Annotated in this window: 22 protein-coding genes and 2 tRNA genes; 9 read left to right on the top strand and 15 right to left on the bottom strand. The window is 57.8% G+C overall.

The window, feature by feature from the left end; translation table 11 throughout:
- Positions 1-2 precede the first annotated feature (2 nt).
- The 12 genes from EV281_RS08705 to EV281_RS08765 form a co-directional block, all read right to left on the bottom strand.
- Entirely contained in the window at positions 3-809 is an 807-nt protein-coding gene (locus EV281_RS08705) for a Ku protein (RefSeq protein WP_132652695.1), read from the bottom strand.
- 665 nt (positions 810-1474) lie between these two features.
- The gene (locus EV281_RS08715) at positions 1475-1738 is read right to left on the bottom strand and encodes a DUF982 domain-containing protein (RefSeq protein WP_132652697.1); all 264 of its coding nucleotides are present in this window, start codon (positions 1736-1738) and stop codon (positions 1475-1477) included.
- Between the two features lie 293 nt (positions 1739-2031).
- Positions 2032-2107: transfer RNA gene (locus tag EV281_RS08720), tRNA-Phe, on the bottom strand.
- A 177-nt stretch (positions 2108-2284) separates the two neighbouring features.
- Positions 2285-2497, bottom strand: a complete 213-nt coding sequence (gene yacG / locus EV281_RS08725; RefSeq protein ID WP_112541619.1) for a DNA gyrase inhibitor YacG — start codon at positions 2495-2497, stop codon at positions 2285-2287.
- Positions 2498-2619: 122 nt separating this feature from the next.
- Positions 2620-3240 carry a Maf-like protein gene (locus EV281_RS08730; RefSeq protein WP_132652698.1) on the bottom strand — a complete coding sequence of 207 codons (621 nt, stop codon included), beginning with the start codon at positions 3238-3240 and terminating at the stop codon, positions 2620-2622.
- Between the two features lie 59 nt (positions 3241-3299).
- Positions 3300-3518: a translation initiation factor IF-1 gene (infA, locus tag EV281_RS08735; RefSeq protein WP_003545338.1), complete on the bottom strand. Its 219-nt coding sequence runs from the start codon at positions 3516-3518 to the stop codon at positions 3300-3302.
- Positions 3519-3638: 120 nt separating this feature from the next.
- Complete coding sequence (locus tag EV281_RS08740; RefSeq protein ID WP_132652699.1) at positions 3639-4115, bottom strand: low molecular weight phosphatase family protein; 477 nt, start codon at positions 4113-4115, stop codon at positions 3639-3641.
- Between the two features lie 5 nt (positions 4116-4120).
- The gene (locus EV281_RS08745) at positions 4121-4594 is read right to left on the bottom strand and encodes a UPF0262 family protein (RefSeq protein ID WP_132652700.1); all 474 of its coding nucleotides are present in this window, start codon (positions 4592-4594) and stop codon (positions 4121-4123) included.
- A 4-nt stretch (positions 4595-4598) separates the two neighbouring features.
- Complete coding sequence (gene hisD / locus EV281_RS08750; RefSeq protein ID WP_132652701.1) at positions 4599-5897, bottom strand: histidinol dehydrogenase; 1299 nt, start codon at positions 5895-5897, stop codon at positions 4599-4601.
- 34 nt (positions 5898-5931) lie between these two features.
- On the bottom strand, positions 5932-6369 hold the full coding sequence (locus tag EV281_RS08755) for a DUF2948 family protein (RefSeq protein ID WP_132652702.1): 438 nt from the start codon (positions 6367-6369) through the stop codon (positions 5932-5934).
- A 113-nt stretch (positions 6370-6482) separates the two neighbouring features.
- On the bottom strand, positions 6483-7775 hold the full coding sequence (murA, locus tag EV281_RS08760; RefSeq protein WP_132652703.1) for a UDP-N-acetylglucosamine 1-carboxyvinyltransferase: 1293 nt from the start codon (positions 7773-7775) through the stop codon (positions 6483-6485).
- 115 nt (positions 7776-7890) lie between these two features.
- Positions 7891-8100, bottom strand: a complete 210-nt coding sequence (locus EV281_RS08765) for a hypothetical protein (RefSeq protein ID WP_132652704.1) — start codon at positions 8098-8100, stop codon at positions 7891-7893.
- Between the two features lie 154 nt (positions 8101-8254).
- Between EV281_RS08765 and EV281_RS08770 the strand changes: the two genes are divergently transcribed.
- The 7 genes from EV281_RS08770 (at position 8255) to EV281_RS08805 (ending at position 18718) form a co-directional block, all read left to right on the top strand.
- Positions 8255-8329: transfer RNA gene (locus EV281_RS08770), tRNA-Thr, on the top strand.
- Positions 8330-8550: 221 nt separating this feature from the next.
- A complete protein-coding gene (locus EV281_RS08775; RefSeq protein ID WP_132652705.1) occupies positions 8551-9237 on the top strand; it encodes a hypothetical protein in 687 nt (228 codons plus the stop codon).
- A 290-nt stretch (positions 9238-9527) separates the two neighbouring features.
- Positions 9528-11189: a hypothetical protein gene (locus EV281_RS08780; protein WP_132652706.1), complete on the top strand. Its 1662-nt coding sequence runs from the start codon at positions 9528-9530 to the stop codon at positions 11187-11189.
- Positions 11190-13170: 1981 nt separating this feature from the next.
- Positions 13171-15348, top strand: coding sequence for a DDE-type integrase/transposase/recombinase (locus tag EV281_RS08790; protein ID WP_132652707.1), 2178 nt, complete (start codon positions 13171-13173; stop codon positions 15346-15348).
- Positions 15349-15431: 83 nt separating this feature from the next.
- Positions 15432-16331 carry an ATP-binding protein gene (locus EV281_RS08795; protein WP_165911860.1) on the top strand — a complete coding sequence of 300 codons (900 nt, stop codon included), beginning with the start codon at positions 15432-15434 and terminating at the stop codon, positions 16329-16331.
- Positions 16328-18175 carry a TniQ family protein gene (locus tag EV281_RS08800; protein ID WP_132652709.1) on the top strand — a complete coding sequence of 616 codons (1848 nt, stop codon included), beginning with the start codon at positions 16328-16330 and terminating at the stop codon, positions 18173-18175. The genes EV281_RS08795 and EV281_RS08800 overlap by 4 nt, the downstream gene beginning before the upstream one ends.
- 300 nt (positions 18176-18475) lie before the next feature.
- On the top strand, positions 18476-18718 hold the full coding sequence (locus tag EV281_RS08805; RefSeq protein ID WP_132652710.1) for a DUF982 domain-containing protein: 243 nt from the start codon (positions 18476-18478) through the stop codon (positions 18716-18718).
- A gap of 235 nt (positions 18719-18953) precedes the next feature.
- Here EV281_RS08805 and EV281_RS08810 read toward each other — a convergent pair whose 3' ends face one another.
- Positions 18954-19217: a hypothetical protein gene (locus tag EV281_RS08810; RefSeq protein WP_132653216.1), complete on the bottom strand. Its 264-nt coding sequence runs from the start codon at positions 19215-19217 to the stop codon at positions 18954-18956.
- 83 nt (positions 19218-19300) lie between these two features.
- Complete coding sequence (locus tag EV281_RS08815) at positions 19301-19564, bottom strand: BON domain-containing protein (RefSeq protein WP_132652711.1); 264 nt, start codon at positions 19562-19564, stop codon at positions 19301-19303.
- Positions 19565-19723: 159 nt separating this feature from the next.
- Between EV281_RS08815 and EV281_RS08820 the strand changes: the two genes are divergently transcribed.
- A complete protein-coding gene (locus EV281_RS08820; protein WP_132653217.1) occupies positions 19724-20005 on the top strand; it encodes a hypothetical protein in 282 nt (93 codons plus the stop codon).
- Positions 20006-20121: 116 nt separating this feature from the next.
- The gene (locus EV281_RS08825) at positions 20122-22182 is read left to right on the top strand and encodes an ATP-dependent helicase (RefSeq protein ID WP_132652712.1); all 2061 of its coding nucleotides are present in this window, start codon (positions 20122-20124) and stop codon (positions 22180-22182) included.
- A 58-nt stretch (positions 22183-22240) separates the two neighbouring features.
- Here the strand turns inward: EV281_RS08825 and EV281_RS08830 are convergent, their stop codons facing one another.
- A complete protein-coding gene (locus EV281_RS08830) occupies positions 22241-23302 on the bottom strand; it encodes an enoyl-CoA hydratase/isomerase family protein (RefSeq protein WP_132652713.1) in 1062 nt (353 codons plus the stop codon).
- Between the last annotated feature and the right edge of the window lie 60 nt (positions 23303-23362).

The following is a 23362-nucleotide window of genomic DNA, read 5'->3' on the forward strand; positions in this document are numbered from 1 at the left end:
TCCTATCGCGGCTTTCCGCGCCCGCTTTCGGCCGCGAGGCTCTTTTTCATAGCATCCATAATATTGATGACGTTGCCCGTCGATTTGACCGGGGCGGGCTTGCGAACTGGTGCTGCTTTCTTGAAGCTCTTCTCCTTGCCACGGATCAGTGCCTTCAGCCGCTTCTGAACCGGATCCTGAACCAGGGATGGGCTCCAGTCCTTTGTCTTTTCCTTGACCAGTTTTTTCATGAGAGTCAGCAACGCGCTATCGACCTTCGCCTTCATGTCGAGTTCGGCCGCCGGTTCGCGGAGTTCATCGCCGTAACGCAGCGTCCACAGAATGATGCCCTTGTCCTGCGGCTCCAGGAGTACGGCGCGTTCGCGTCGATAGAGCACCAGCCGGGCAATGCCGACCACGTCATTGGCGCGCATCGCCTCGCGGATCACACAGAAGGCTTCGGTGCCGACCTTGTCTTCCGGCGCCAGGAAATGCGGCTTGTCGTACCAGATCCAGTCGATCGATCCGCGCGGCACGAAACTGTCGATATCGATGGTGCGGGTGCTTTCCAGCCCTACTTCCTCGATCTCCTCGTCTTCAAGGAGAACATAGTCATCCTCGCCGCGCGGATAACCCTTTACCTGATCCTTTTCGGCGACAGGTTTATGCGTGACGCTATCGACATAGCGGCTTTCGGCACGGTTCTTCGTCGCGCGGTTCAATACATGAAACCGCACCTTGCTCGACTCCGTCGTCGCCGGCGTCAGGGAAACGGACGCGGTGACAAGGGAGAGCTTGAGATAACCTTTCCAGAACGCTTGCCGGGCCATTCGCCATAAACGGAAATAGTCGCGCGAGGTTCCGCCCGAAAGTATCTGTCGAGCAAAAATTCCGGTTTAGCGGCGAAGCTGCTATGAAGAGCAACGGCTTGGCGCGTGAGACCATCACATATGCGCTTCGACAACTTCCTGACACGATTTGGTATCAACTGGTTCCATGTCGTTATGAGCAGGCAAGCAAATGCGAAAAGAAGATGTCTATCGGGCGAAATGGATCGCTCTCGTGCTCACATTGTTTTTCGGCGCGATGATATCCTACGCGAAATTCGCTGGATTGTTTCCACCGCCGAATTTGGACGACGAGGCCCAATATGGACCGCCGGGTTGGTTCTCGAGCTTCGATCTCGGACCACCGCCATTCCTCCGCCCGCCGGAATTCCGACCGGTTAAAGAGCCGCACGACATTTCCGTTTGAACGAAGCATCTCCGGACGAGCCCGTCCCGGGCGAAATAACTGCGTCCATTCAACGAGCGGCTTTTGAGCAAAATGAAGGGCTCCCACTCAATACTCGGCGAGCCCCCCGCATCGGGTTCGGTCCTAGTAATCCTACTACCGCCGCATAGCTACTTTCCTCGCCGCGCTACCGATTCGCAACTCATCCAAAAGGGCTAGGCGTCACGCAGCCCCTTCAGTATGTTAGGCGGCGGGTCACGGTTTATTGGAGAACGGTGATAACTGTGACGTCCGCTTCGTCCGCAGCTCGCATGATCGCTTCCCGGAGTCGGTCCGCATCCGCCTTGCCAGTCATCACATCCAGACAGGCTTTTACGGCAGATAGAAACTCCTCGCCATCGTCGGACGGCCAGTCTCTCATCAAGGCGTTGGCAGCTTCTCCAACCGTGCGAACAGTCATGCGTTCGCCCCTGTCCTTGAAGACAAGGATAAGTGGAGCGAATTCGGCCGAGGTGTCCCATTTCATGGCACTTGGTTCCTGATGGGAAAATATATTGGTAACCACTGCAAGAGGTGTGCCACCGGCGCGCGTAGATGAATGCGGTTACCTGTTAGGGTCGTTTGACGCTGCGTTTCGCGATCATCGAGGCCAATTCGAACGCTTAATCGAATGGGCAAAACATCGTAGGGAGAAAAGCTGACACAGGCTCATCAAATCCTGTGGGCCGATCTTGGCGCCGCTGCCATCGCAGCTATCACGACGTCTAAGAGAATGTCTTTTGGCGCGCAGGAAATGGCTAATCACACAGAAAGATCAGATGGTGCCCAGGACCGGAATCGAACCAGTGACACGCGGATTTTCAATCCGCTGCTCTACCAACTGAGCTACCTGGGCTAACCACGCTTCTTGAGAAGCATTCCGCTTTGGAATGTCGGGGCCTTGGTGCACCCCGGAAGCGAGCGGGGTTATAGCATCTTGTTCGCCCATGGCAAGCATCAAATGATAGTTTTTTGACGGCCCCGAAGTTTTTGGCGATTTGCGAGGAAAAATAAGAGCTTCGCCGTGGAAAACCTAGTTTTCCTCATCCGGATAATCCGCCTTCGTTTCGTCGTCGGCGACAGGAATGGCATAGGAGCCCGTCAGCCAGCGCGACAGGTCCACTTCGCGGCAACGATTGGAGCAGAAGGGATAGTGTTCACGGTTCGACGGTTTGCCGCATTCCGGGCAGGGACGTGTCTTACGCAACGGCTCAACCTTGCCGCCGGTCTTCATTTCATCAGACATGGTTTCCTCCTACGGCATTGGCCCGAAAACTGGAACGAATTTCGGGATGCATGACGCGTAGATTCAAAAAGGTAGAACGTCCTTGGTGTGTCCGAATGGACGCACGGCGCTCTAACCGCAGATCAACCCTCGGGCCAACGGCTATGGACATCGAAGCCTTCGCCAGTCAGAAGCACGATGGTTTCATAAAGTGGCAGTCCCACGACATTTGTGTAGGAACCCACCATTTTTTGCACAAAGGTACCTGCCAGACCCTGGATACCATAAGCGCCGGCCTTGCCGCGCCATTGGCCAGAGGCAATGTAGTTTTCGATCTCAAAGCTCGACAGGCGTTTGAAACGCACTTTCGTCTCGACGATTTTCTGGCGCACCTTGCGGTCGGGCGTGATCAGGCAGATGCCCGTATAGACCACGTGGTTGCGGCCGGAGAGCAGGTGCAGGGAATTCGATGCCTCATCGGCGAATTCCGCTTTGCCGAGGATGCGGCGGCCGACGGCGACGACCGTATCGGCGGACAGAATGTAGCTGCCGTTCCACGTGATGTCGCCCTTGATGGCGGCAAGTGCGGCTTCCGCTTTTTCGCCCGAGAGACGGCGGGCGAGCGAGCGCGGATGCTCCGACTTCTTCGGCGTCTCGTCTATATCCATCGGCAGCAGACGCGAGGGCTCGATGCCGGCCTGATTGAGCAGATCGACGCGGCGGGGCGAGCCCGAGGCCAGAATGAGCTTGTATTTCAGCGCCATGGAACCTCGACCATCGGCAGGCGGGAGCAGAAGCTCTTTGGGAGCTTCGCAGACCAAGCTTACTTGAAGCGGTAGGTGATGCGGCCCTTCGTCAGGTCGTAGGGCGTCATTTCGACCAGAACCTTGTCGCCGGCGAGAACGCGGATGCGGTTCTTGCGCATGCGGCCGGCGGTATGAGCTATGATCTCATGCTCGTTTTCGAGCTTCACGCGGAACGTCGCATTCGGCAGAAGTTCGGTTACGATACCCGGGAATTCGAGGACTTCTTCTTTCGGCATATAAGGGTTTTCTTCCTGTGTGTTGGGTAAAAAGGCGCAAGGCGCCTGAAAATTTGCGCGGAAACTACACAATCAACGGGGATTTGTGAACCTCGTAGATCGGGCTTTCCGACTTTTGTTTCACGCCGATTGTGCGGCGATGCCATTTCTCTTGAGTAGCCGGCTTTCGATAAGGCCGGCCAGGTGATCGCGAACCTCGCGATAACCATCCAATATCTGCTCGCGCGTACCGGTCGCCACTGTCGGATCCATGGTCGGCCAGTAGACGACATCGACGGCGTTGGAACGTGTCAGTTCGAGCGCTGCGTGATGAGCCTGCGGTGAAAGCGTAATGATGAGGTCGAAATAGTCGTCCTCGAGCTCCTCCAGCGTCTGCGGCTGCCGGCGGCCAAGTGAAAGGCCGATTTCCTCCAGCACGACGTCGACGAAAGGATCGCGCTCGCCGGCGCGAACGCCAGCAGACCTTATATAGGTATTGGCAGGCAGAATGCTACGGGCGATCGCTTCCGCCATCGGCGACCGGATGACATTCAGCCCGCACATGAAGAGGATGGCGCCCGGTCGTTTTCCATCCTCCGCTTCGACGTGCGGTCCCATCGCCATCACCCGCGCCAATAGAGTACGCAGACAAGCGTGAAGAGGCGTCGGGCCGTATCGAAATCGACGTCGATCTTGCCGGAGAGCCGGTCCTTCAGGGTCTGCGAGCCTTCGTTGTGGATGCCGCGCCTGCCCATGTCGATCGCTTCGATTCGGCTCGGCGAAGCCGAACGAATCGCCTCGTAATAGCTTTCGCAGATCATGAAATAGTCCTTCACGATCCGCCGGAACGGCGTCAGCGACAGGATATGGGTCGCGACATCCTCGCCCTTTTCCGTGGTGATGGAAAATACGAGCTTGGAATCGACAAGCGAGATGTTCAGCCGGTAAGGACCGCCGGAATGGCCGACGGGGGTGAAGGAATTTTCTTCGATCAGATCGAAGATCGCGACTGCCCGCTCATGCTCGACATCGGGCGTCGAACGGCCGATCGTATCGTCAAGGACAACGTCGCAGAGCCGGAAGTCGTCCTTCGCCATTCCCTCACCTTTCGAGGTTGAGGCGGATCGCGACCGATCGCGCATGGGCATCGAGGCCTTCCGAAACAGCCAACGCAATCGCCGCCGGGCCGAGATTCCGAAGCTGCTGGGGGCCGAGCCGAAGGATCGAGGTGCGCTTGACGAAATCGAGAACCGAAAGGCCGGAGGAGAAACGGGCCGAACGGGCCGTCGGCAGCACGTGGTTGGAGCCGCCAACATAATCGCCGATCACTTCGGGCGTATGGGCGCCGATGAAGATCGCGCCGGCATTGCGGATCTTGTCGACGAAGGTATCTGGATTGGCGACGGCGAGTTCCAGATGTTCGGCGGCGATGCGGTTTGCGAGCGGAATGGCGTCTTTGAGATCGGATACGAGGATGATTGCGCCAAAATCGCGCCAGCTTGTAGCGGCGGTTCCCGAACGGTTCAGCGTCTTCAGTTGCCGTTCGACGGCCGCTTCGACCGCCTTGCCAAATTCCTCGTCGTCGGTGATCAGGATGGCCTGGGAGCTTTCGTCATGCTCGGCCTGGGCTAGCAGATCAGCGGCAACCCAATCGGGATTGTTGTCCTTGTCGGCGATGACGAGCACTTCTGACGGGCCGGCGATCATATCGATACCAACAGTGCCAAACACCTGGCGTTTGGCGGCAGCGACATAGGCATTGCCAGGGCCAGTGATCTTGGCAACCGGGGCAATCGTCTCGGTGCCGTAGGCCAGCGCGGCAATCGCCTGCGCGCCACCGATGCGGTAGATTTCATTGACACCGACAAGCTTTGCAGCAGCCAGCACCGCCGGATTGACCAAACCACTGGTCGCCGGCACGGCGATGACGATGCGATCCACACCAGCGACCTTCGCCGGGACAGCGTTCATCAAGACCGAGCTCGGATAGCTCGCCGTGCCGCCCGGCACATACAAGCCGACGGCTTCGATCGCCGTCCAGCGTGAGCCGAGGCCGACGCCCATATCGTCTTCGTAGATATCGTCCTTCGGAAGCTGACGGCGGTGATGGGATTCGATGCGCAGTGCGGCAACTTTCAGAGCGCCGAGAACCTCGGAGGGGACGACCTCGACGGCTTTCTCGATTTCTTCTTCGGTGACGCGCATCGGCACAGTGGAAAAATCGATGCCGTCGAACTTCTTCGAATATTCGGCCAATGCGATATCGCCGCGGCTGCGCACATCATCGATGATGGCGCGCACGACGGTGTTGACGTCTTCGGAGACCTCGCGCTTGGTTGTGAGAAAAGCCGCGAAGCGCTGCTCGAAACCATCGGATGTCTGATTGAGCCAGATTGCCAAGACCGGAATTCCTTCTTTACTCGAACTGTTTCGCTCAGGTGCCGGGATGGCGCGGTTTGGAGCCCGTTTCCCAGGCGCCGCCGATATCGGCAAGCTGCACCTCGATGCATTCGACATCGAGGGCAATCGAGGCCGTTCCCGCCAGCGAGAGCTCGAGCGTGCCTTCCGGCCCCTCGCCCTTCTGGTCAAATTGCAGGGCGAGCAGCGACAGTACATCGTCTCGTCGGGACCGGTCGATGCCGATCGAGCGGACGGAGAGCACACGTTTGAAAACAAGCGCGGCGCGGCGGCGTTCGAAACCCTTACGCTTGCGGACTGCCTCTTCCCAAACGAAGCGGTTGACGGCGAGCGCAAATTGCTTACCGCGCGGCGACCAGTCGATATCGGCCACCTTGAAGACACTATCCTGCACATGCGCGGAAATGACGGCGAGGTCCTCGGCATCGAGCGCAACAAGCTTCAGGTCGGTCATCCAGCCTCTATCCCGTGTCTTTAAGCCGCGACTGCGGCGATCTGTCAGACAACGGAAATAAGGCGCGGCGTCCAAATACGCAACCGGGATAAAGGGCGTAGAAGCGCCCTTTCTTATTCGCTGACGCGTTCGACGATGGCGCCGCAGCGGGTGAGCTTTTCTTCCAGCCGCTCGAAACCACGATCGAGGTGATACACGCGGGAAACCATGGTTTCGCCTTCGGCCGCAAGGCCGGCAATGACGAGGGAAACGGAGGCGCGCAGGTCAGTCGCCATGACAGGGGCGCCTTTCAGCCGCTCTACACCCTCGATCTTCGCCGTCTGGCCCGACAGCGAAATCTTCGCGCCTAGTCGGGCAAGCTCCTGCACATGCATGAACCGGTTTTCGAAGATCGTTTCCGTAACATGCGAGATGCCGGAAGAGCGGGTCATCAGCGCCATGAACTGCGCCTGCAGATCGGTCGGGAAACCCGGGAAAGGATCGGTGACGATATCGACCGGCTGGATACCAGCTCCATTGCGCTTGATGCGCATGCCATTGTTAGTCGACGAAATCTCCGCTCCGGCGCGGCGCAACGTTTCCAGCGCCGTTTCCAAGAGGACCACATCGGTATTCTCGAGCACGACATCGCCGCCGGCCATGGCAACAGCCATGGCATAGGTGCCGGTCTCGATGCGGTCCGGCAACACCCGATGGCGCGCACCGGAAAGCGAGGTGACGCCTTCGATCGTGATAGTCGACGTGCCGGCGCCGGAAACCTTGGCGCCCATGGCGTTCAGGCAGTTGGCGAGATCCACGACTTCAGGCTCGCGGGCGGCATTGCCGATAACGGTTGTGCCGCGGGCAAGCGTTGCCGCCATCATCAGCACATGGGTCGCGCCGACGGAAACCTTCGGGAAGGTGTAGTGCGTGCCAATGAGACCGCCCTGCGGTGCCTTGGCATTGATATAGCCGCCGTCGATCTCCATCGTGGCGCCGAGTGCTGTCAGGCCTTCGATGAAGAGATCCACCGGGCGCGTGCCGATGGCGCAGCCGCCCGGCAATGAAACGCGGGCATGGCCCTCGCGAGCCAGAAGCGGACCGATGACCCAGAAGGAGGCGCGCATCTTCGCAACCAGTTCATAGGGAGCGGTCGTATCGACGATGGTTCGGCAGGTGAAATGGATCGTGCGGGCATAGGAATCTTCCTGGCGCTCGCGGCGGCCGTTGACCGCAACGTCGACACCGTGATTGCCGAGGATGCGCATTAGCAATTCGACATCGGCAAGATGAGGCACGTTTTCGAGCGTCAGCGTATCGCTCGTCAAAAGCGAGGCGATCATCAGCGGCAGCGCGGCATTCTTGGCGCCGGAAATCGGAATGATGCCATTAAGCTCATTACCGCCGACAATTCTGATACGATCCATGTGCACTTACGGGCGAGGCCCGCCTTTCCTGAAAGTGTTGCCTGTGGGGGCAAGGCAAGAGGTGGGGGTCTTTAGAGCAAATCCCATGACGCTTCAATTCGTCGCGGACCGAACATTACGATTCGTCCATTTTTGCGGCGGGCTTTTTTGCAGCGGGCAGGCCATTCGTCTCGTCCGCCCGGCCGGATCGGCGAGCGCGCACCTGCTGTTTGCGTTTTGAAAGATTTTCTCTCAGCTTTTCGGCCGCCCGTTCCCGGCGCAATGCCGCCTGGGCCTCTATGGCCGCTTTCCGGCTCTGCCGGGCCTTTTCAGTCTCTTCGGTCATTCCCCAGAATTAACCGGATTCGCGCCATTCCAAAAGTGCCTCATCCGTTATTCCCAGAGAAGTTGGAAATTGCGGCTTGCGCTCCTGCCGAAGCTGTGGCAATAGGCGCCCCGTTCACGCGAATTGAGCGTTTCCGCTTCACGCGTCTGGTCCTGCTGCCGTAGCTCAGTGGTAGAGCACACCCTTGGTAAGGGTGAGGTCGGTGGTTCAATCCCACTCGGCAGCACCAGTTTTCTCCCTTAGCATTATTCCCTCGCGCCCATCGGCGCCATTTGTCAGCGACTCTAAGGATTGTCTCTACGGAGCTACCTTTGTCTCTCCCAGTCTCACAGGTTTGTCTCTAATGGCTTAAATCACGAGTTCTGGTTCTGAATCCCGCCATGTGCCTTAGTGCTTTGCGAGACGTCGTCGCATCATAGGCTTAGTCACAATCTTGCCATGGTGCCGCAAATGTCGTCCACTTCTCATCCAGATCGTTTCATTCCAGTTTCCGACGGCAGCTACGCTCGTTACAAATCGATCATGCGTCTTTCTCGGAAAGAGCAAGACGAGGTATTAGGGAGAGAGCGAGCAATCCTGCGCGACGACACATTGGGTCTCATTGAGCGGGAATCTCTCTGGGCTGCGATCCACGATGTCCACCGCGCATTGAAGACCCTCAAGGGCCAGATCATCGAGGTCCCGTCGTATCCATCGCGCTATCGTGATTCAGTCCCATTCAGTGGCGCTGGCCTCCCGAAGGCTTTCTTTCTCAACTTCGGGAACGATTGCGGCCTGGAAGTCGATGGCGACCATGAAAGGTTTATCGAGGGGACGTACTTCGTTGCGTGTACGATGGGCGGAAAGACCGGCTACCGCTACGTCGTCGTTAGCGACACGCCACACGATATGGACGGCAAGAGCGTGCCGCTTGGTGTATCGTTGCTTGAGCAAACACGCGTGGCAATCGGCTTCGTAGAGCTTGGACATACGCTCGACGAGAGCATTAACAGAGTTACCGGTGATCCATTGATCTGTTCGTCAGTTCAGCATGAAACTGTTCGGGGCGCACTGAATGGTGGGATCGATCTGGTCTCGCGATTGTCCATGAACATCGATGTTCCTACCAATGCTGCCTCCATGCGCTTAGTCTTTTGATGCAGAATGGGGGCCGTTTAGCTGATCGATTGCACTGGCGATGTATCAACACAACTGCCCTGCTTCTGATTGATGAGCGTTTACAGCCTATGGCGTGAACGTCCATCGTTTTACATGCGCTCCGAAGATTTGCCATATGCACATCTGCTATGTCCCTGAAGCTTAAATGGTTTGCCTCTAAAGCCCCCGGAGCAAAATTTCGACGGAAACTCACACAATATATAAGTGTACTATTTTGTAGACTGTTCTAAAATGGGGTTAGACCAAGCAGATGCAGGAAACAACGGAAGATGCCTGATACGCGGAAGGTTTCCACGGAGGATATATTAGGGCGACTCTCTGAAGGATCACGTGTGCAGCATTGTTGGCAGATTGTTTTCGAACTGTTCATTGCTTGCCTTCGCGGGACGAAAATCCTGCTATTATTAGCAGCGTTTTTCTCGCTACCCGGTTACGCGGCCGGCGCATTGCAGTGCGACTTCGTTCCCGATGAATTTGTGAATTTTGAAACAGGCTTCCTCGTCGAGCCGAGCATTCACTGCAAGGAGACTTGGTACAAGTACTATACGTTTTATGATGTTGAACAGGAGAAGGTAGTTGCGAAGAAAAACTCCGCTTATAAGGACATGACAAAGCCACATAAAGAAATGTGCAAACACGAGTATGAGATTTGCATTAAACATGCCAAATTAGAAAAAGGCGAAAATTTTAAAGACAAATTGGCCCAACTGAGGGATGGGGCTGCCGATGCCGTGTACTACAAGAATAAACTTGGAGAAGTCAGGAAGTCCTACGAGGCAGCTAGAAATTCTACAGATGGAAAATATGCAAACACAAATGAGTATTACGAATGGACGAGCAAATCATCCGAATACAGCAATTTTATTTATTATTACGAGCAGGCCATTAACGAGATTATATTAACGTCGGATTATTTGCTTGAAGCTTTTGACGATCAGGCGCAGGAAGCTATTAACGCCGTTGTTATTTCAAACGAGAACGGGGTAATTAAGCTCAAAGTAGATAAAACATTTCCGCCCGGTAGCGGATACTATGACGTACACTTAGAAATTAACGCCGTCCACGATCAAGAAGGCGAGCGTTCAGACTTCATTTGGCCCTACGGACGCAATTCGTATTTCTATTCGATTTTCACCCGTGTGCCACCGCCTATTGTATTCGATTCTGATAGTCGCCCAATGTCGATCGAGTCGTTCGACTGGGATCAATTCTGCTACTCCACTCCAAATTGCAAGTACACGACCGCGCTCGCAATCGCCACCATGCTGTTGTCGAGCAACCTACCAGCTGAAGACGCGAAGGCCCTAGAGACGACGCTCCAGGAGGTCAAAGAACAAAAGGACCCGTTGAAAACAGAAGATTCTATTGGTCGAATTTTGAATATCGGGCTGAAAGTACTGAAAGTCGGTTGGCGGCCAGCAGCTCCGTGGATTAATCTATTGGAGTGGAACACGTGTTCGAACCTCTGCCCGCCGCCGTTCCCTCCTGCGGACGTGAGTACATTCGTTTCTTCATTGTCGGAAGAAGAGCTTGTGCTGCAATTTCAGTTAGCCGAAGAGGCGATACAGAAACTGTATCAATTTAATTCTCCGCCCTATACGGACATTGCGATTGCAAACCTCAGAGCTTTTCAATCTCAGCTAAAGGCACAGCTGAGATTTGTGCGCGAGACAAAGGCATATTTCGCAAACAAGAATGCTCATGCTCCAGCAGGGGGAAACCACGACAAGGCCGATGCACCTAACGGGATGGAAAAGCCGGGCAAACCGGACCACGAGCCCGTCAAAGCTGAAGGAGGAGACAAAGCAGGCCAAGGCGATAAACCTGATGCCGAAAAGCCTGACGAGGGAAAGCCAGACAAGGGCAATGACAAACCAGATAAAGAAAAAGAGAAACCAGACAAGCCTGTGGTGATCCATGGGCCGGGCTGATACGACGCGAATTCAGTACGTCGTCAAAGCTCTCAGGAAGGAGTTCGGCTGGACCTCCAACAACGAGAAGAAGTGGATCGGTATCGGCTCAGGGGTCCGGCGGTCTTTCGCCCATCGAGCCGTTAACATGGTCAAGGAAAATCCGCGGGTTCACTGCTCGTCGCGGTAATCGAGAAGCAGAAAGTGCCAAAGCACATCCAAGGACCCTTCCATCTTTTCTATGATGGCATCCTCCTTGATTGGTCCGACCGTTCGCCACCTGCGCCAGGTGGTGATTTGTCCTGCCGAGCTGAGCGTAGGTCTGGGGTACGACGTCCTTATTGAAAGGACCCTGCGCAAAGATTTGTGGTTCCATATCCGATCGCGGACCGAGGTAAACCGGATCGTTAGGTCGAAGCCACCACGTTTATCTGCACATGCTGTGGTCGTAGGTTAGCAATCGCGCACGCGCCCCTTGACACCAGGTTGAATGTTCTCTATTTGTTCACGCCATGTTGAACAGCGAGCACTCCCTCTTCCGAATACATTCGCCACTCTGACCCCAAAACGTCGAGTAACCGATCTTTCGTGGAGTGTATTATGAGCATCCCCAACGTGCCATTATCTGGATGTGCAAGCCCGCCATCCGCTTTCTCGCGCTGGTCCGACCGTTTCTGCACCTCTCTCCTGCGGTGGCACACACCAAGCTATTCCCCCTTCCAGCCACGAATAATTTCGTGACGGCCTGAAAGCCGTCGATCTCCCCCGACTTGCACGACAAGCGCCGACCTTTGCCCAATTGGCAAAAGGTTAAAAAAGCACGCGTGCGGGTCCTCGCATTAACTTTTCTTTAAGAAATGCGCCGGTATTTAGGGGTCAAGACGCGACTTGCCCCGGATATGGGGTTTGAGGGTCTGGAAAAGGGACAGGTGTCCCAATTCCTTCGAACCGCTTCGGGATGGTCCCGACGGCTACTAGAGCATTTGCATGGCCGGAAGGTGGTCTTCCGGTTCTCTGGGTCTCTCCCACAAGGGGTGACTCCGGGGTCGAGGCAAGCCTCTCCAAGGGAGGACGCCGCGATCAGGCAATGGGTCATGGTACCGAGGTCGAAGGAGCGCCGCATGAACATCAAGCACCGCATCGCCCGCAAGCTTTACATGAATCGTGAAGCGCTCGCTGCCGCATCGATGGCAGCGGTGGTTTCGACGCAGCTTGTCGGCGACATCGGGATTGATCTCCGTGGCCGCGCACCATCGTCAGCGCCTAGCGTTCCTGAGAATCCCGGAACCTTCCGCTACACGCCCCCGCACCCCGGTCTCGCTACCCGCAAGCCCGCACTCAAGCAGGCCAAGACGGCGCGCGGTCATTCGATCTTCCGCGGCATCATTCTCTGGCACGAAAGCCTTCTCGAGCTTCGCGTCTCCTACCTGCTCCAGACCTGGCACAACGTTCGCGAAATCCATTCGCAGTATCCCCGCGTCACCTACATCGCCGCGGATGGTCGCACGCGCACCCACACCTTCGACTACTACGTCGTGTTCGAGGACGGGCGGCGACTGGCGATCGCCGTCAAGATGAATCGCAAGCGCGCCTCGATGCTGGACATGCTGTCCAGCATCGAGGACGCAGGTATCTCGCATAAAAACGGCGGCCGGCTTGCCGACGAAACTCTTCTCATGACGGAGAAGGACGCGACTATCGCTTCCTTCCACAACTGCTCCGAAATCCTCGCATCGCGCGAGACCTGCGACCCCGCCGCCGAACACGAACTCCGTGAGATCGTGTGCAGCCTGACGGGGCGTTTCACATTTATGACTCTTCTCACTGGATGCCAGGATGTGGCCGCCCGCCGGGCTGCCATCTGGCGTCTCATCGACCTCGGCGAACTCTCTCCAGAAGGCATCGGTCGGATCGACGAGCTGGTCTGGCTCATACGCGGCATGGCTAACCCCATTCCGTCTGAGCCTACCCAGCCCGCAACGACACGAAAAGGAGAGCGTACGTGTCCCAGAGCTACCCACTTCCGACCAGAACCCACAACCACTCCCTGGTCTCCCTGGGGCGTACCGACCGCTTCGTTGATGGATCGGAGAACTACATCCCGATCTTCTCGGACAGCCTGACCTGCACGTTCGCTCACGAGGCCGATCGGCAACGGACGATGGTGCTGACGAACGAGGAAATCTGGCGGCGGCTTAAAGCCGGCGAGGCAGACGTCATCTATTACCATCACAGCGCCCCGATCCAGAGGACTCTGGCCGTCCACGGCGACAAAACCCTCAACTCGTTCGACCCAGAGGTACAGTTCGAGGCGCGCCTTCGTGAGAAGTTGATCGCGCGTTACGAGACCGCGTGCCGAGATGCAAAGAAAAAGCTGCCGTTCTCTGTGAAGCTTCAGGCCAAGCTGGATGCCTGGTGGCTAGAACTCCATGGTGTCGACGACACGACGAAGAATGGTCGTCGGCGACGCACTGGCCAAGCAATTGCAGAAATCAGCAATGCTCCGAGCTGGAAGACGTTCAAACGCGACTACGACAAGTACATCGCGTCGGGACGCAATCCCGTCGTTTTCGTTCCGCTGCATCACGGTCCTGGTAGCCGCACGGTAATCCCCTGCCGTGCTTCCGAACTGTTTCACCAAAAAATGGCTCGTGAATACATGAGCCGCCTTCGGCCGACGCCCGCACAGGTTCATCTCGCCTATCTCGCGGAACGCGATGGCGAGAACGACCAGCGCCGAGCGGCCGGCCTTCCGGACCTGCTGGAGTTTTCGCTGACGAAAACGAAGAACGCGATCAACCGTTTCGACGCGTTCGAGGTCATGGCCGCGCGCGAAGGGGAACCGGCAGCCCTCAAGCATTTCCGCGACGTAAAGGCCAGCTTCGACATCGAGCGCCCTGGCGCGCGTGTGGAAATTGACGAATGGAAAGGCGACCTCATCACTCTGATGGTGAAGACGGGCCTCTGGGCGCATCTGCCAGACGTGTTTATCGAAGCGCTCCCCAAGACCCTCCGCCTTTGCGTCACCGTCGTGATCGACGTCGCCACCAGGTATGTCCTCGGCGTAAAGGTGACTCCCACCCCCTCGGCCGAGGCAGTCGCTGGCGCACTGCGCATGGCGATGACTGATAAGACCGATCTGTCGCGCATGGTCGGAGCGGAAACCGATTGGTCTGCCGTCGTGAAGCCAGACCTCGCGTCCATGGACAACGGCGGACCATTCCTCTCCGATCACTTCATCACCGGCGCGCAATCCATCGGCATCACTGTCGTGCGCGAACCGGCTGGAGAAGCTCCGAGACGGCCGTTCATCGAACGTCTGTTCGGAACTATCGGCCCCGCGATCACCCACTACCTCGATGGTCGGACGTTCGCTTCGGTGGATGAAAAGGGCGATTACGAGGCCGAGGCCCACGCGAGTGTATTCCTCGACGAGTTTGCCAGAATCATCATCTTCGCGATCTGCGACATCTATCACCGAAAGCGTCATAGCGGCCTGGGCGGCAACACGCCTCACAACGAGTGGGACGAGGTCACCAACTCGATCCGGATCAAGTATCCGCCGAGCCAGCTCCGTATGATCGCGGCCTTTGGGTACCCCACGACCGCAACGATCCAAAAGGACGGCATCGTCGTCCTCGGTGTCACCTTCCGTGACGAGAAGCTCAACGCCCTCCGTCGCCGCATCGGCCAAAAGCCGATCGACGTAATGTACGACCCGATGTACGCGCGCCACGTCCTCGTGAAGGCTAAGGACGAGACGACCTATTTTGCCGTCGAGAACGCGCTCGGCCTCGACGATACCGTCTCCTTCCACGAGTGGCTCGCCGTCCTCAAGGAGGAACGCGACGCCATCGCCGAGAAGACCAAGGAGGACCTCAAGGTCATGTACGCGGGTATCCGCCGCATGCGCCGGACCGGCGAAGCGGCGACGATCCGGGCCAACCTCGGCGCTCGCATCCCCACGGCTGAGGACATGGAACGCCTCAACCGCGAGGTTGTCCGTGGATGGGAGGCAAACTGCGAAGCCGAGGAGGTCATGGAGGCAGCTCCTGACGCCATTCCGTCCGGGACGCTTCTCATCCAGCGCGATGTACCCGAACAGGATCGCGCCGCACCTGCCGCTGCCACCGCGGTTTCGCCGTCGCGTTCCAAGTTCGACGAGCAGGAGGACGACTGATCATGGCCAGGAAGATCGACGTAGATGCAATCCGCGCGCGGAGTCACCAACGGTATTTTGATTCCGGGCGAGACAAGGTCCTCATGGGCTTTATCGAGAAGCTGCGCAAGAACGCCAGGGCTCTGGAGAAGGGACAGCGTGGCTCGCATCGCCGATCATTGTTTGTCATTGGCGAAACTGGAAGCGGGAAAACCCGCTCGATCAAGCGCATCCTGCCGCAGATTGACGAATGGACACCCGTGAAGAACCAGTGGGGCGACCCAGTGACGCGGCTTCTCTGCATCAAGCCCCCGAAACCATGCAACATGCGCGCGCTCGCCGTCGAGCTTCTCAGCGCGATGGGCGTTCCGCTAAGGGGCAGGAAAACTGATCCCGAGGTTTATGTCTTCCTCAAGGAGCAGTTGAAGGAGCGCGGTGTGAGGGCGATCTGGATCGACGAGATGCAGGACGTCCTTCGCAACAATACGCCTAAGGCCATCCAGGCGATCCAGGATGTCCTCAAGGCTCTCGTTCAGATCGATGATTGGCCGATCCATACGATCTATTCCGGCGTGCCGGCCCTCGCAGCTTTCCTGCAAGGTGACCGTCAGCTCGCTCGCCGTTCCTACGTTATGCGGTACGAACCGATGGAATATCCGGACGATGAGGAGTGGATCGAGAAGATCATCGAGACAACCTGTTCCGAGGATTGCGGCATGACCCGCGCCGACGACACACGGACCGACGTGTTTCGGGAAAAGCTGTGTATCGCGGCGTGCGGAGCGTTCGGCACATTGGTCGAGATTGTGCAAGAAGCCTGTTTCCGCGCGGCTGAGATGGGGCGGTCTCAGGTGAAGCTATCCGACTTCTCGAAGGTCTACGAGGAGATGACCGGATGCACCCGTCGCGACAACGTGTTCGTTGCCCCGAACTGGCGTGAAATCGTCCCCGCGAACGCCCTCGACGACATCGCACCTCCGGTGAAAAGCAGGAGGAGCGCATGAGACTCCCGGTCAACGTCCTCTTTCATCCCGAATCTGAGACGCCTCTCAGCCTGGCATCACGGTTGGCAAGCGCGATGGGCTACTCGTCCGTGGCCGACCTGCTGGGAGGCAGCACCGTTCAAGCCGTTGCTCGAGGAGAAGTAGACGCGATCAAGATGCTATCGTCATGGTCAGGAGTTCCGGTCGAACAGCTGCTGCGCTTCGCGGTTCCTACCAGCAAGGAAGCCGGAGAGTGGCGGCTGGGCGGAGCCGTCTTTCGCAAGGAAATGAGGGTCGCAGGTCACTTCCGCTTTTGCCCCCGTTGTCTCGTAGAGGACACGGACAATGGTTTCGGACGACCGAGATCGAGGCCTTACGAACGTGCCTCGTGGTCGACCCGAGCGGTCACTGCTTGCACCCGCCACCGGGAACTTCTCGTCGAGGTCGGAGGGGACGCGCCTTTGAACGATGTCGCCTTGTTTGTAGCTGAAGGCTGGCACCTGGAGTGTCAGCCGGGGTGTCCAGTCGACGGCGCGGAGTTGGAAGTCGATCTGTATCTTGAGGGGCGGATTTTCGGGAAACAGAGCCAATCATTCATCGACCGTCAGGAGGTCCACGTGCTGCTCATGCTCTTCCAGTCTCTCGGATGGTTCGTTCAGAACCACCTTCCCTCATTTATCCTCGGCGGCAAGCCGGCCGAGGAACTCACCATTCGGGCCGCTGGATTTCTTATCATCAACGCGGGATGGGAAATGATCGAGCGGGTGGTAAAGGAGGCTATCGATCGTCATCGCCCCGCAGCCCAGACGATCAGGGAATTCTTCGGACCTCTTGTCCGGCATCTTCGACGCAACGCTGACGCGCCAGCCTACGCCGAGGTCGTCGGACTGTTCCAGGCACTCGTAGAGCGAAATGTACCTGTCGGCCCAGGCGACCGCTTCGTCCTGCCGGTTCAGAACCGTCACCTTCATTCAATCCGCTCTGCAGCCCTTGAGTACGGAATGGATCGGAAGCGTGTCAGGAAACTGCTGGAGGTGGCGGAAATCGTGCAGGTCTCCTCGCTTTCAGATCGGCATGTCTACATTTCCGTCATTGACGCGGAGCGCCATCTCAAAATCGCAAGCGCGAATTTGAATGCGGTGGAAGTTGCATCGATTCTGGGAGTACGCAGCGACCGCGTGCGCGAGCTGGCCGACCGAAATATTCTTGTACCGTGCGAGACTGGCGTGAAGGGCAACAGGCCGTTCCATCGCTTTTCGCGTACAACAATCGACGAGTTTCGCGACCGTCTTTTCCGCCGCGCGCCCCTTGTCTTTGGTGATCATGGCTTGGTCTCGCTTGACCACGCGTGCCGGCGACGAAGCGTGACACAGACTGAAATCATTGGATTGGTGGTGAATGGCACCCTGACCAGGATTGGTCGCTCCGAAGAGACGGTGACTTTGGGCAGTCTTCTCGTCGACCTGCACGAGTTGCCTCTCACTGTAGCGGCCGAGCAAAATCTGGACTATGTCACCAGTCGAGCTGACTACCTCGATTTGACCGAGGTCAAGAACGCGCTCGCCACGACGGACGTTACGGTCTCGGCGCTGGTCAAGAATAGCGTTCTACCTGTCGAGTTTCTGCCCAATCCCAGATCGCTACGGCCACAGGCGTTCGTTCGTCGGTCCAGCGTTGCCGCATTCTTGAGGGACCACCGATCGCTTCACCGCATTGCAAGTGGATGGCGGAGAAACATCGCCTGGATGAAAAGCGAACTCGATGAAAATGGGTTGAAACCCATCTTCGAGACAACGGGCAAGATCGCGCGGTACTATCGAACTGAAGACCTCGCGAGGGCTTGCTTGCTGCCACCAAACGCTTAGGTTTGTCTCTAACAGTCTGACTTAAATGGCCCGCTTCTGCGGGCCTTTTTTTATGCCTACCTCTCCCTTGCCCGACTGGAGACAGACCTGTGAGGTTGGGAAAGACACAGCGAGTTCAACGACTTACAAGGTATTAAATAGAATCAAAGGGTTACAAGGGGGCTAGAGACAATCCTTAGAGTCGCTGACACCATTGCTGCCGGCAAAAATCTCGCTAGAATATTAGCATTCTGAAGTCTTCGCGGAGGGAACTCGAAGGCTTCGTCAATGTTTCTATCGAGATATGCTGGAGGAGCGTCGATGGCAACTGAACGCTGGAATAGTCCGATCAAGGTGGGTTTCGAAGAGGCGGGAGCACGCACAGTTAACGGACCGTTTGACGCACTGGCCTGCCTTAGCGATCTCTGGCCTGCCGCACGCGGATTGCAATATCTTAGGGCACGCAGCGTTTGCCGCGCCGCGCTCGATGGCCGCAAGAGCGTTGAGGAGGCCCGCGCGGAGTTCGTGGCGGCCGCCCAGGAAGCAAAGCTTAAAGTGCATTAAGCTTTGGACGGCGGTATTGGACAATAAAGGTCCGATCCGTTCCGAAACAGAGCAATATTTAATTTTCACTTAACCCTGCACAGAGCTCGCGCGAGGCTTTGTCCCCAAAGACATTGCGCCACTCAGCTGTTCATCAATAGAACGACGCCAGCCATCATGATGATGGTTAGGGGCTCGTCACCCTCTGTGGGAGACTGCAGGCGAGCCTCGTCCGAAAGAAACTTCGAATATTCGATCAGCAACCCGAAGTATTCTCATCCTGGATCTGAAGATATCCAACTCCGATGATTGTGCCATCGGCGGTACGGATGAAGGACGGCAGGTAATGCGGTTCGGCGGGCCTACAGACGGCGGCGCTGGTATATTCATTCAGTCCGATCTGGTCCTTCGGCAGGGCCGAATAATTCATATCAGTCTCGAGTGAGGCGGAGGCGGAGCCAGCAAAGGCGCTGCACCCGAGCAGGAGGGCGGCAACCCACAGGCGTATAAGCGTTTGCATCATTGTCTCCAGTCTTGAAATCAGCTCTTCAACACGTGAGACGGGAAGTTGGTTCCTTGAAAAATCCTGTTCCTAGGCGTGATTTACCTCACCAACATGCGGCAATGAACATAACCACTTCCGACAATGGCCTCGGCAATCGCCAGAGCCCGCTCGCTATCACCCCACTGCCGCACAAAGCCCTCGAGGATGACGTAGGGACCGACGGTGGAGACGATGATTTCGGCAGCATCGAGACCGGCTTCGGCATGCAGGGCGCTTTCCACGGACGCGCGTATAGCGGCCGTATTATGGCCCTTTATCCAGGCTTCCTCCTGGGTTGGCGAGATGTGAAACCGCGGCACCATGACCGTCCCTGAGATCGGCTAATGGGATTTAACGCAAGAAGACGACGTTTTGTTGCCACGCATTGCCGGCGCGATGCATAGTCGTCAGGGTGGTGGTGCTTCGAACGCGCGCTGGAGGTGTCAGCCGCCGCTCTGTGATCGCCGTCTGAGGAGACGATGATGAAACTGCTGGTGCCTGCTCTTCTTGCCACGACTCTTTTGGCTGCTGCCCTGCTAGCCGGGTGTTCTGCGGCGGATGGGCCTGCGTTGGAGCCCATTCCCGGCAGCATCACCTATGGTGGGCAGCCGCGGACGAAGCTGACCAAGTCGCCGATCGGCAGCGCCGTCTATAACGACTTTTACAATCAGTATGGCGAGCACGTCTACGAAACCTACATCCTCCAGCCCGACCGTAGCCTGAAGCTGACGCGCCGCGATGTCGTGCCGGACTTTCCGCAATAGCGCACCATGCGTCCACCACGCCCGCTTGACAGCAGAGCCAATCGAGAACATCCAAAGAACATCTGATTTTTATTCGCGGGCGCTGATTCTCTCGCGAGGCCCAACCGGACGGCTGGATGTATCTCGAAAGACTCAATCCCCAGCAGCGGATGGCCGTGGAGCACGGCACTCTCATTGACGGAAGTCATGTGGCCGGGCCGCTCCTGGTCATCGCCGGCGCCGGTTCGGGCAAGACGAATACGCTTGCCCATCGTGTCGCCCACCTCATCCTCAAGGGCGCCGATCCGCGCCGCATCCTGCTGATGACCTTTTCGCGCCGGGCGGCAGCCGAAATGGGCCGGCGCGTCGAACGCATCTGCGGCGAGGTTCTCGGTAAGAATTCCGGCATATTGGCCGATGCCCTGGCCTGGAGCGGCACGTTCCATGGCGTTGGTGCGCGGCTCCTGCGCGACTATGCCGAACAGATCGGCCTCGATCCGGCCTTCTCGATTCACGACCGGGAAGACAGCGCCGACCTGATGAATCTCGTGCGTCACGAGCTCGGCTTCTCGAAGACCGAAAGCCGTTTTCCGACGAAAGGCACCTGCCTTGCGATCTATTCGCGTGCAGTAAATTCGGAAACGAAACTGCCGCTGGTGCTGCGTGACGCTTTTCCATGGTGCGCCACTTGGGAAAAGCAGCTTCGCGAACTTTTCGCCTGTTATGTCGAGGCCAAGCAGAGCCAGAATGTACTCGATTACGACGACCTGCTGCTCTACTGGGCACAGATGGTGGCGGAACCGATGATTGCCGAGGATATCGGCAGCCGCTTCGATCATGTGCTTGTCGACGAGTATCAGGACACGAACAAACTTCAGTCTTCGATCCTGCTTGCGCTGAAGCCCACCGGCCTGGGGTTGACGGTCGTTGGCGACGATGCGCAGTCGATCTATTCCTTCCGCGCAGCGACAGTGCGCAATATTCTGGATTTTCCGGCCTCCTTCAGCCCGGCCGCCAATATCGTCACGCTCGACCGCAACTACCGCTCGACGCAGCCGATCCTTGCCGCGGCCAATGCGGTGATCGACCTTGCTTCGGAGCGCTTCACCAAGAACCTTTGGACGAAACGGGAATCGCCGGAGCGGCCGCGGCTGGTAACGGTGCGCGACGAGAACGATCAGGCGCGCTACGTGGCCGACAAGGTTCTCGACAATCGCGAAGAAGGCGTGAAGCTGAAAAGCCAGGCCGTGCTCTTCCGCGCCTCACATCATAGCGGTCCGCTGGAAGTCGAACTCACTCGCCGCAACATTCCCTTCGTAAAGTTCGGCGGGCTGAAATTCCTCGACAGCGCGCATGTGAAGGACATGCTGGCGGCACTGCGCTTTGCTCAGAACCCGCGCGACCGGGTAGCAGGCTTCCGGCTGATGCAGATCCTGCCGGGTGTCGGCCCTTCGACTGCACAGAAGATGCTGGACCAAATGGCTGACAATGCGAGCCCGATAAACGCGCTTGCTGCCATGCCTGCGCCGCCGCGCTCGGGCGACGACTGGACCTCTTTCGTTTCCACGATGCAAGAGCTGAAAACCGGCAAGGCCGGCTGGCCTGCCGAAATTGAACTGGTGCGGCAATGGTATGAGCCGCATCTGGAACGGCTGCATGAGGACGCGAGCGCCCGGCTTGCCGATCTCATACAGCTCGAGCAGATTGCTGGTGGCTATGTCTCGCGCGAGCGCTTCCTGACAGAGCTCACGCTCGATCCACCCGATGCAACCTCCGGCCAGGCGGGTGTCCCGCTGCTCGATGAGGATTATCTCATCCTTTCAACCATACATTCGGCCAAGGGGCAGGAATGGACAAAGGTCTTCATGCTGAATGTCATCGACGGCTGCATTCCTTCCGATCTCGCCGTCGGCACCACGGCCGAAATCGAAGAAGAGCGGCGGCTGCTCTATGTGGCGATGACGCGCGCCAAGGATAGCCTTGATCTCGTCGTGCCGCAGCGCTTCTTCACCTACGGGCAAAATTCGCAGGGCGACCGGCATGTCTACGCATCGCGCAGCCGCTTCATTCCGGCCACGCTGCTGCAGTTCTTCGAAGTCTGCGGTTGGCCGCAGGTGAAGGCCGATACGGGAGCAGCACAGCAGGCACGGCAGGTGCGTATCGACGTCGGCGCGCGCATGCGCGGGATGTGGCGTTAAAACGCTCCCCGGGAGGCGTACGAGGCGGTTTTCTGAGCAGAATTGCGTTAAGAGAAGCTTAGAGCGAAAGCGGCGGTTTGGCCGGTTCGAAGAAACGGCCAATCATTTCATCGTTGACCAGGGCGATCGTCGGCGGCGACCATTTCGGATTTCGGTCCTTGTCGATGACCGCAGCACGGACGCCCTCGTAAAAATCCGGTCCGAGCAGAATATGCATGCAGGCACCGAGTTCGCGGGCCAGGCATTCGGCAAGCGTGCGGCTCTGGCGCCCGGCTCTCAGCAGCCGCAAGGCGAGCTTGAGGCTAGTTGGCGAACGTGTGAGCATCACGCGGCGGGTCTCGGCGGCGAACTCGCCCTCCTCCTGAGCAAGAGCCGATACGATGTCCTCAACGCGATTGAAGTGGAAGGCACGGTCGATCGTCGCGGCATTGGCTTGAAGCCTGCCCTCGCCCGGTTGATCCGACAGAGCCCGCAGAGCGGCGTCCACATCGTCCGACGAACCTCCCACAGGCAGATCAGCGAGGCGCCGGACCGCCTCTTCGAGACGCGAGGACGGCATATAGAAATCGGCGAGCCCGGCATGGATTGCGTCGGCGGCATTGATATCGAGCCCGGTCAGGGCCATCCATGTGCCGCTTTCACCCGGCATATGGGGCAGCAGCCAGGTGGCGCCGACATCAGGGAAATAACCGATGCCGGTTTCGGGCATGGCAAGGCGGGTGCGCTCGGTGACGACACGGTGGCGCCCGTGGCTGGAAAGCCCGACGCCGCCGCCCATGGTGATGCCGTCCATCAACGCCACGTAAGGCTTCGGATAGGAAGCGATCCTGTGGTTGAGACGAAACTCTTCGCGCCAGAAGGTTTCCGCCAGGCCATCGCCAGCACGTCCGCTCAGGTGAATGGCGCGGATATCGCCGCCGGCGCAGAAGCCGCGCTCCCCCTCGCCCATCACGACAACGCTCGTCACGGAGCGATCCTCCGTGAACTCATCAAGGGCGGCAGCAATCGCGCGTACCATCGGGATCGTCAGACTGTTCAACGCCTTTGGTCGGTTCAGCCGGATGAGGCCGGCTGAACCGCGTCGTTCAACGATGACTTCGCTCTGATTCCTGTTATCCATGGTCCACCTCGCTCCTGCCCTATGAATAAACGGGGTTGGGCCGAGGTTCCAGTGGGCGGT

Origin of the sequence: Rhizobium sp. BK418 (assembly GCF_004341105.1) — a bacterium.
Taxonomy (GTDB): Bacteria; Pseudomonadota; Alphaproteobacteria; order Rhizobiales; family Rhizobiaceae; genus Rhizobium.

Bases quoted from the DNA above. Each gene is read 5' to 3' on its own strand.
- EV281_RS08715 (WP_132652697.1), bottom strand. From the start codon at position 1,738: ATGAAATGGGACACCTCGGCCGAATTCGCTCCACTTATCCTTGTCTTC.
- EV281_RS08755 (WP_132652702.1), bottom strand. From the start codon at position 6,369: ATGACCGACCTGAAGCTTGTTGCGCTCGATGCCGAGGACCTCGCCGTC.
- EV281_RS08745 (WP_132652700.1), bottom strand. From the start codon at position 4,594: ATGGCGAAGGACGACTTCCGGCTCTGCGACGTTGTCCTTGACGATACG.
- EV281_RS08800 (WP_132652709.1), top strand. From the start codon at position 16,328: ATGAGACTCCCGGTCAACGTCCTCTTTCATCCCGAATCTGAGACGCCT.
- yacG (WP_112541619.1), bottom strand. From the start codon at position 2,497: ATGTCTGATGAAATGAAGACCGGCGGCAAGGTTGAGCCGTTGCGTAAG.
- murA (WP_132652703.1), bottom strand. From the start codon at position 7,775: ATGGATCGTATCAGAATTGTCGGCGGTAATGAGCTTAATGGCATCATT.
- EV281_RS08805 (WP_132652710.1), top strand. From the start codon at position 18,476: ATGGCAACTGAACGCTGGAATAGTCCGATCAAGGTGGGTTTCGAAGAG.
- EV281_RS08815 (WP_132652711.1), bottom strand. From the start codon at position 19,564: ATGGTGCCGCGGTTTCACATCTCGCCAACCCAGGAGGAAGCCTGGATA.
- EV281_RS08830 (WP_132652713.1), bottom strand. From the start codon at position 23,302: ATGGATAACAGGAATCAGAGCGAAGTCATCGTTGAACGACGCGGTTCA.
- EV281_RS08820 (WP_132653217.1), top strand. From the start codon at position 19,724: ATGAAACTGCTGGTGCCTGCTCTTCTTGCCACGACTCTTTTGGCTGCT.
- EV281_RS08705 (WP_132652695.1), bottom strand. From the start codon at position 809: ATGGCCCGGCAAGCGTTCTGGAAAGGTTATCTCAAGCTCTCCCTTGTC.
- EV281_RS08825 (WP_132652712.1), top strand. From the start codon at position 20,122: ATGTATCTCGAAAGACTCAATCCCCAGCAGCGGATGGCCGTGGAGCAC.
- EV281_RS08775 (WP_132652705.1), top strand. From the start codon at position 8,551: ATGTCGTCCACTTCTCATCCAGATCGTTTCATTCCAGTTTCCGACGGC.
- EV281_RS08730 (WP_132652698.1), bottom strand. From the start codon at position 3,240: ATGGCGCTGAAATACAAGCTCATTCTGGCCTCGGGCTCGCCCCGCCGC.
- EV281_RS08810 (WP_132653216.1), bottom strand. From the start codon at position 19,217: ATGCAAACGCTTATACGCCTGTGGGTTGCCGCCCTCCTGCTCGGGTGC.
- EV281_RS08795 (WP_165911860.1), top strand. From the start codon at position 15,432: ATGGGCTTTATCGAGAAGCTGCGCAAGAACGCCAGGGCTCTGGAGAAG.
- EV281_RS08765 (WP_132652704.1), bottom strand. From the start codon at position 8,100: ATGACCGAAGAGACTGAAAAGGCCCGGCAGAGCCGGAAAGCGGCCATA.
- EV281_RS08740 (WP_132652699.1), bottom strand. From the start codon at position 4,115: ATGGGACCGCACGTCGAAGCGGAGGATGGAAAACGACCGGGCGCCATC.
- EV281_RS08780 (WP_132652706.1), top strand. From the start codon at position 9,528: ATGCCTGATACGCGGAAGGTTTCCACGGAGGATATATTAGGGCGACTC.
- infA (WP_003545338.1), bottom strand. From the start codon at position 3,518: ATGCCGAAAGAAGAAGTCCTCGAATTCCCGGGTATCGTAACCGAACTT.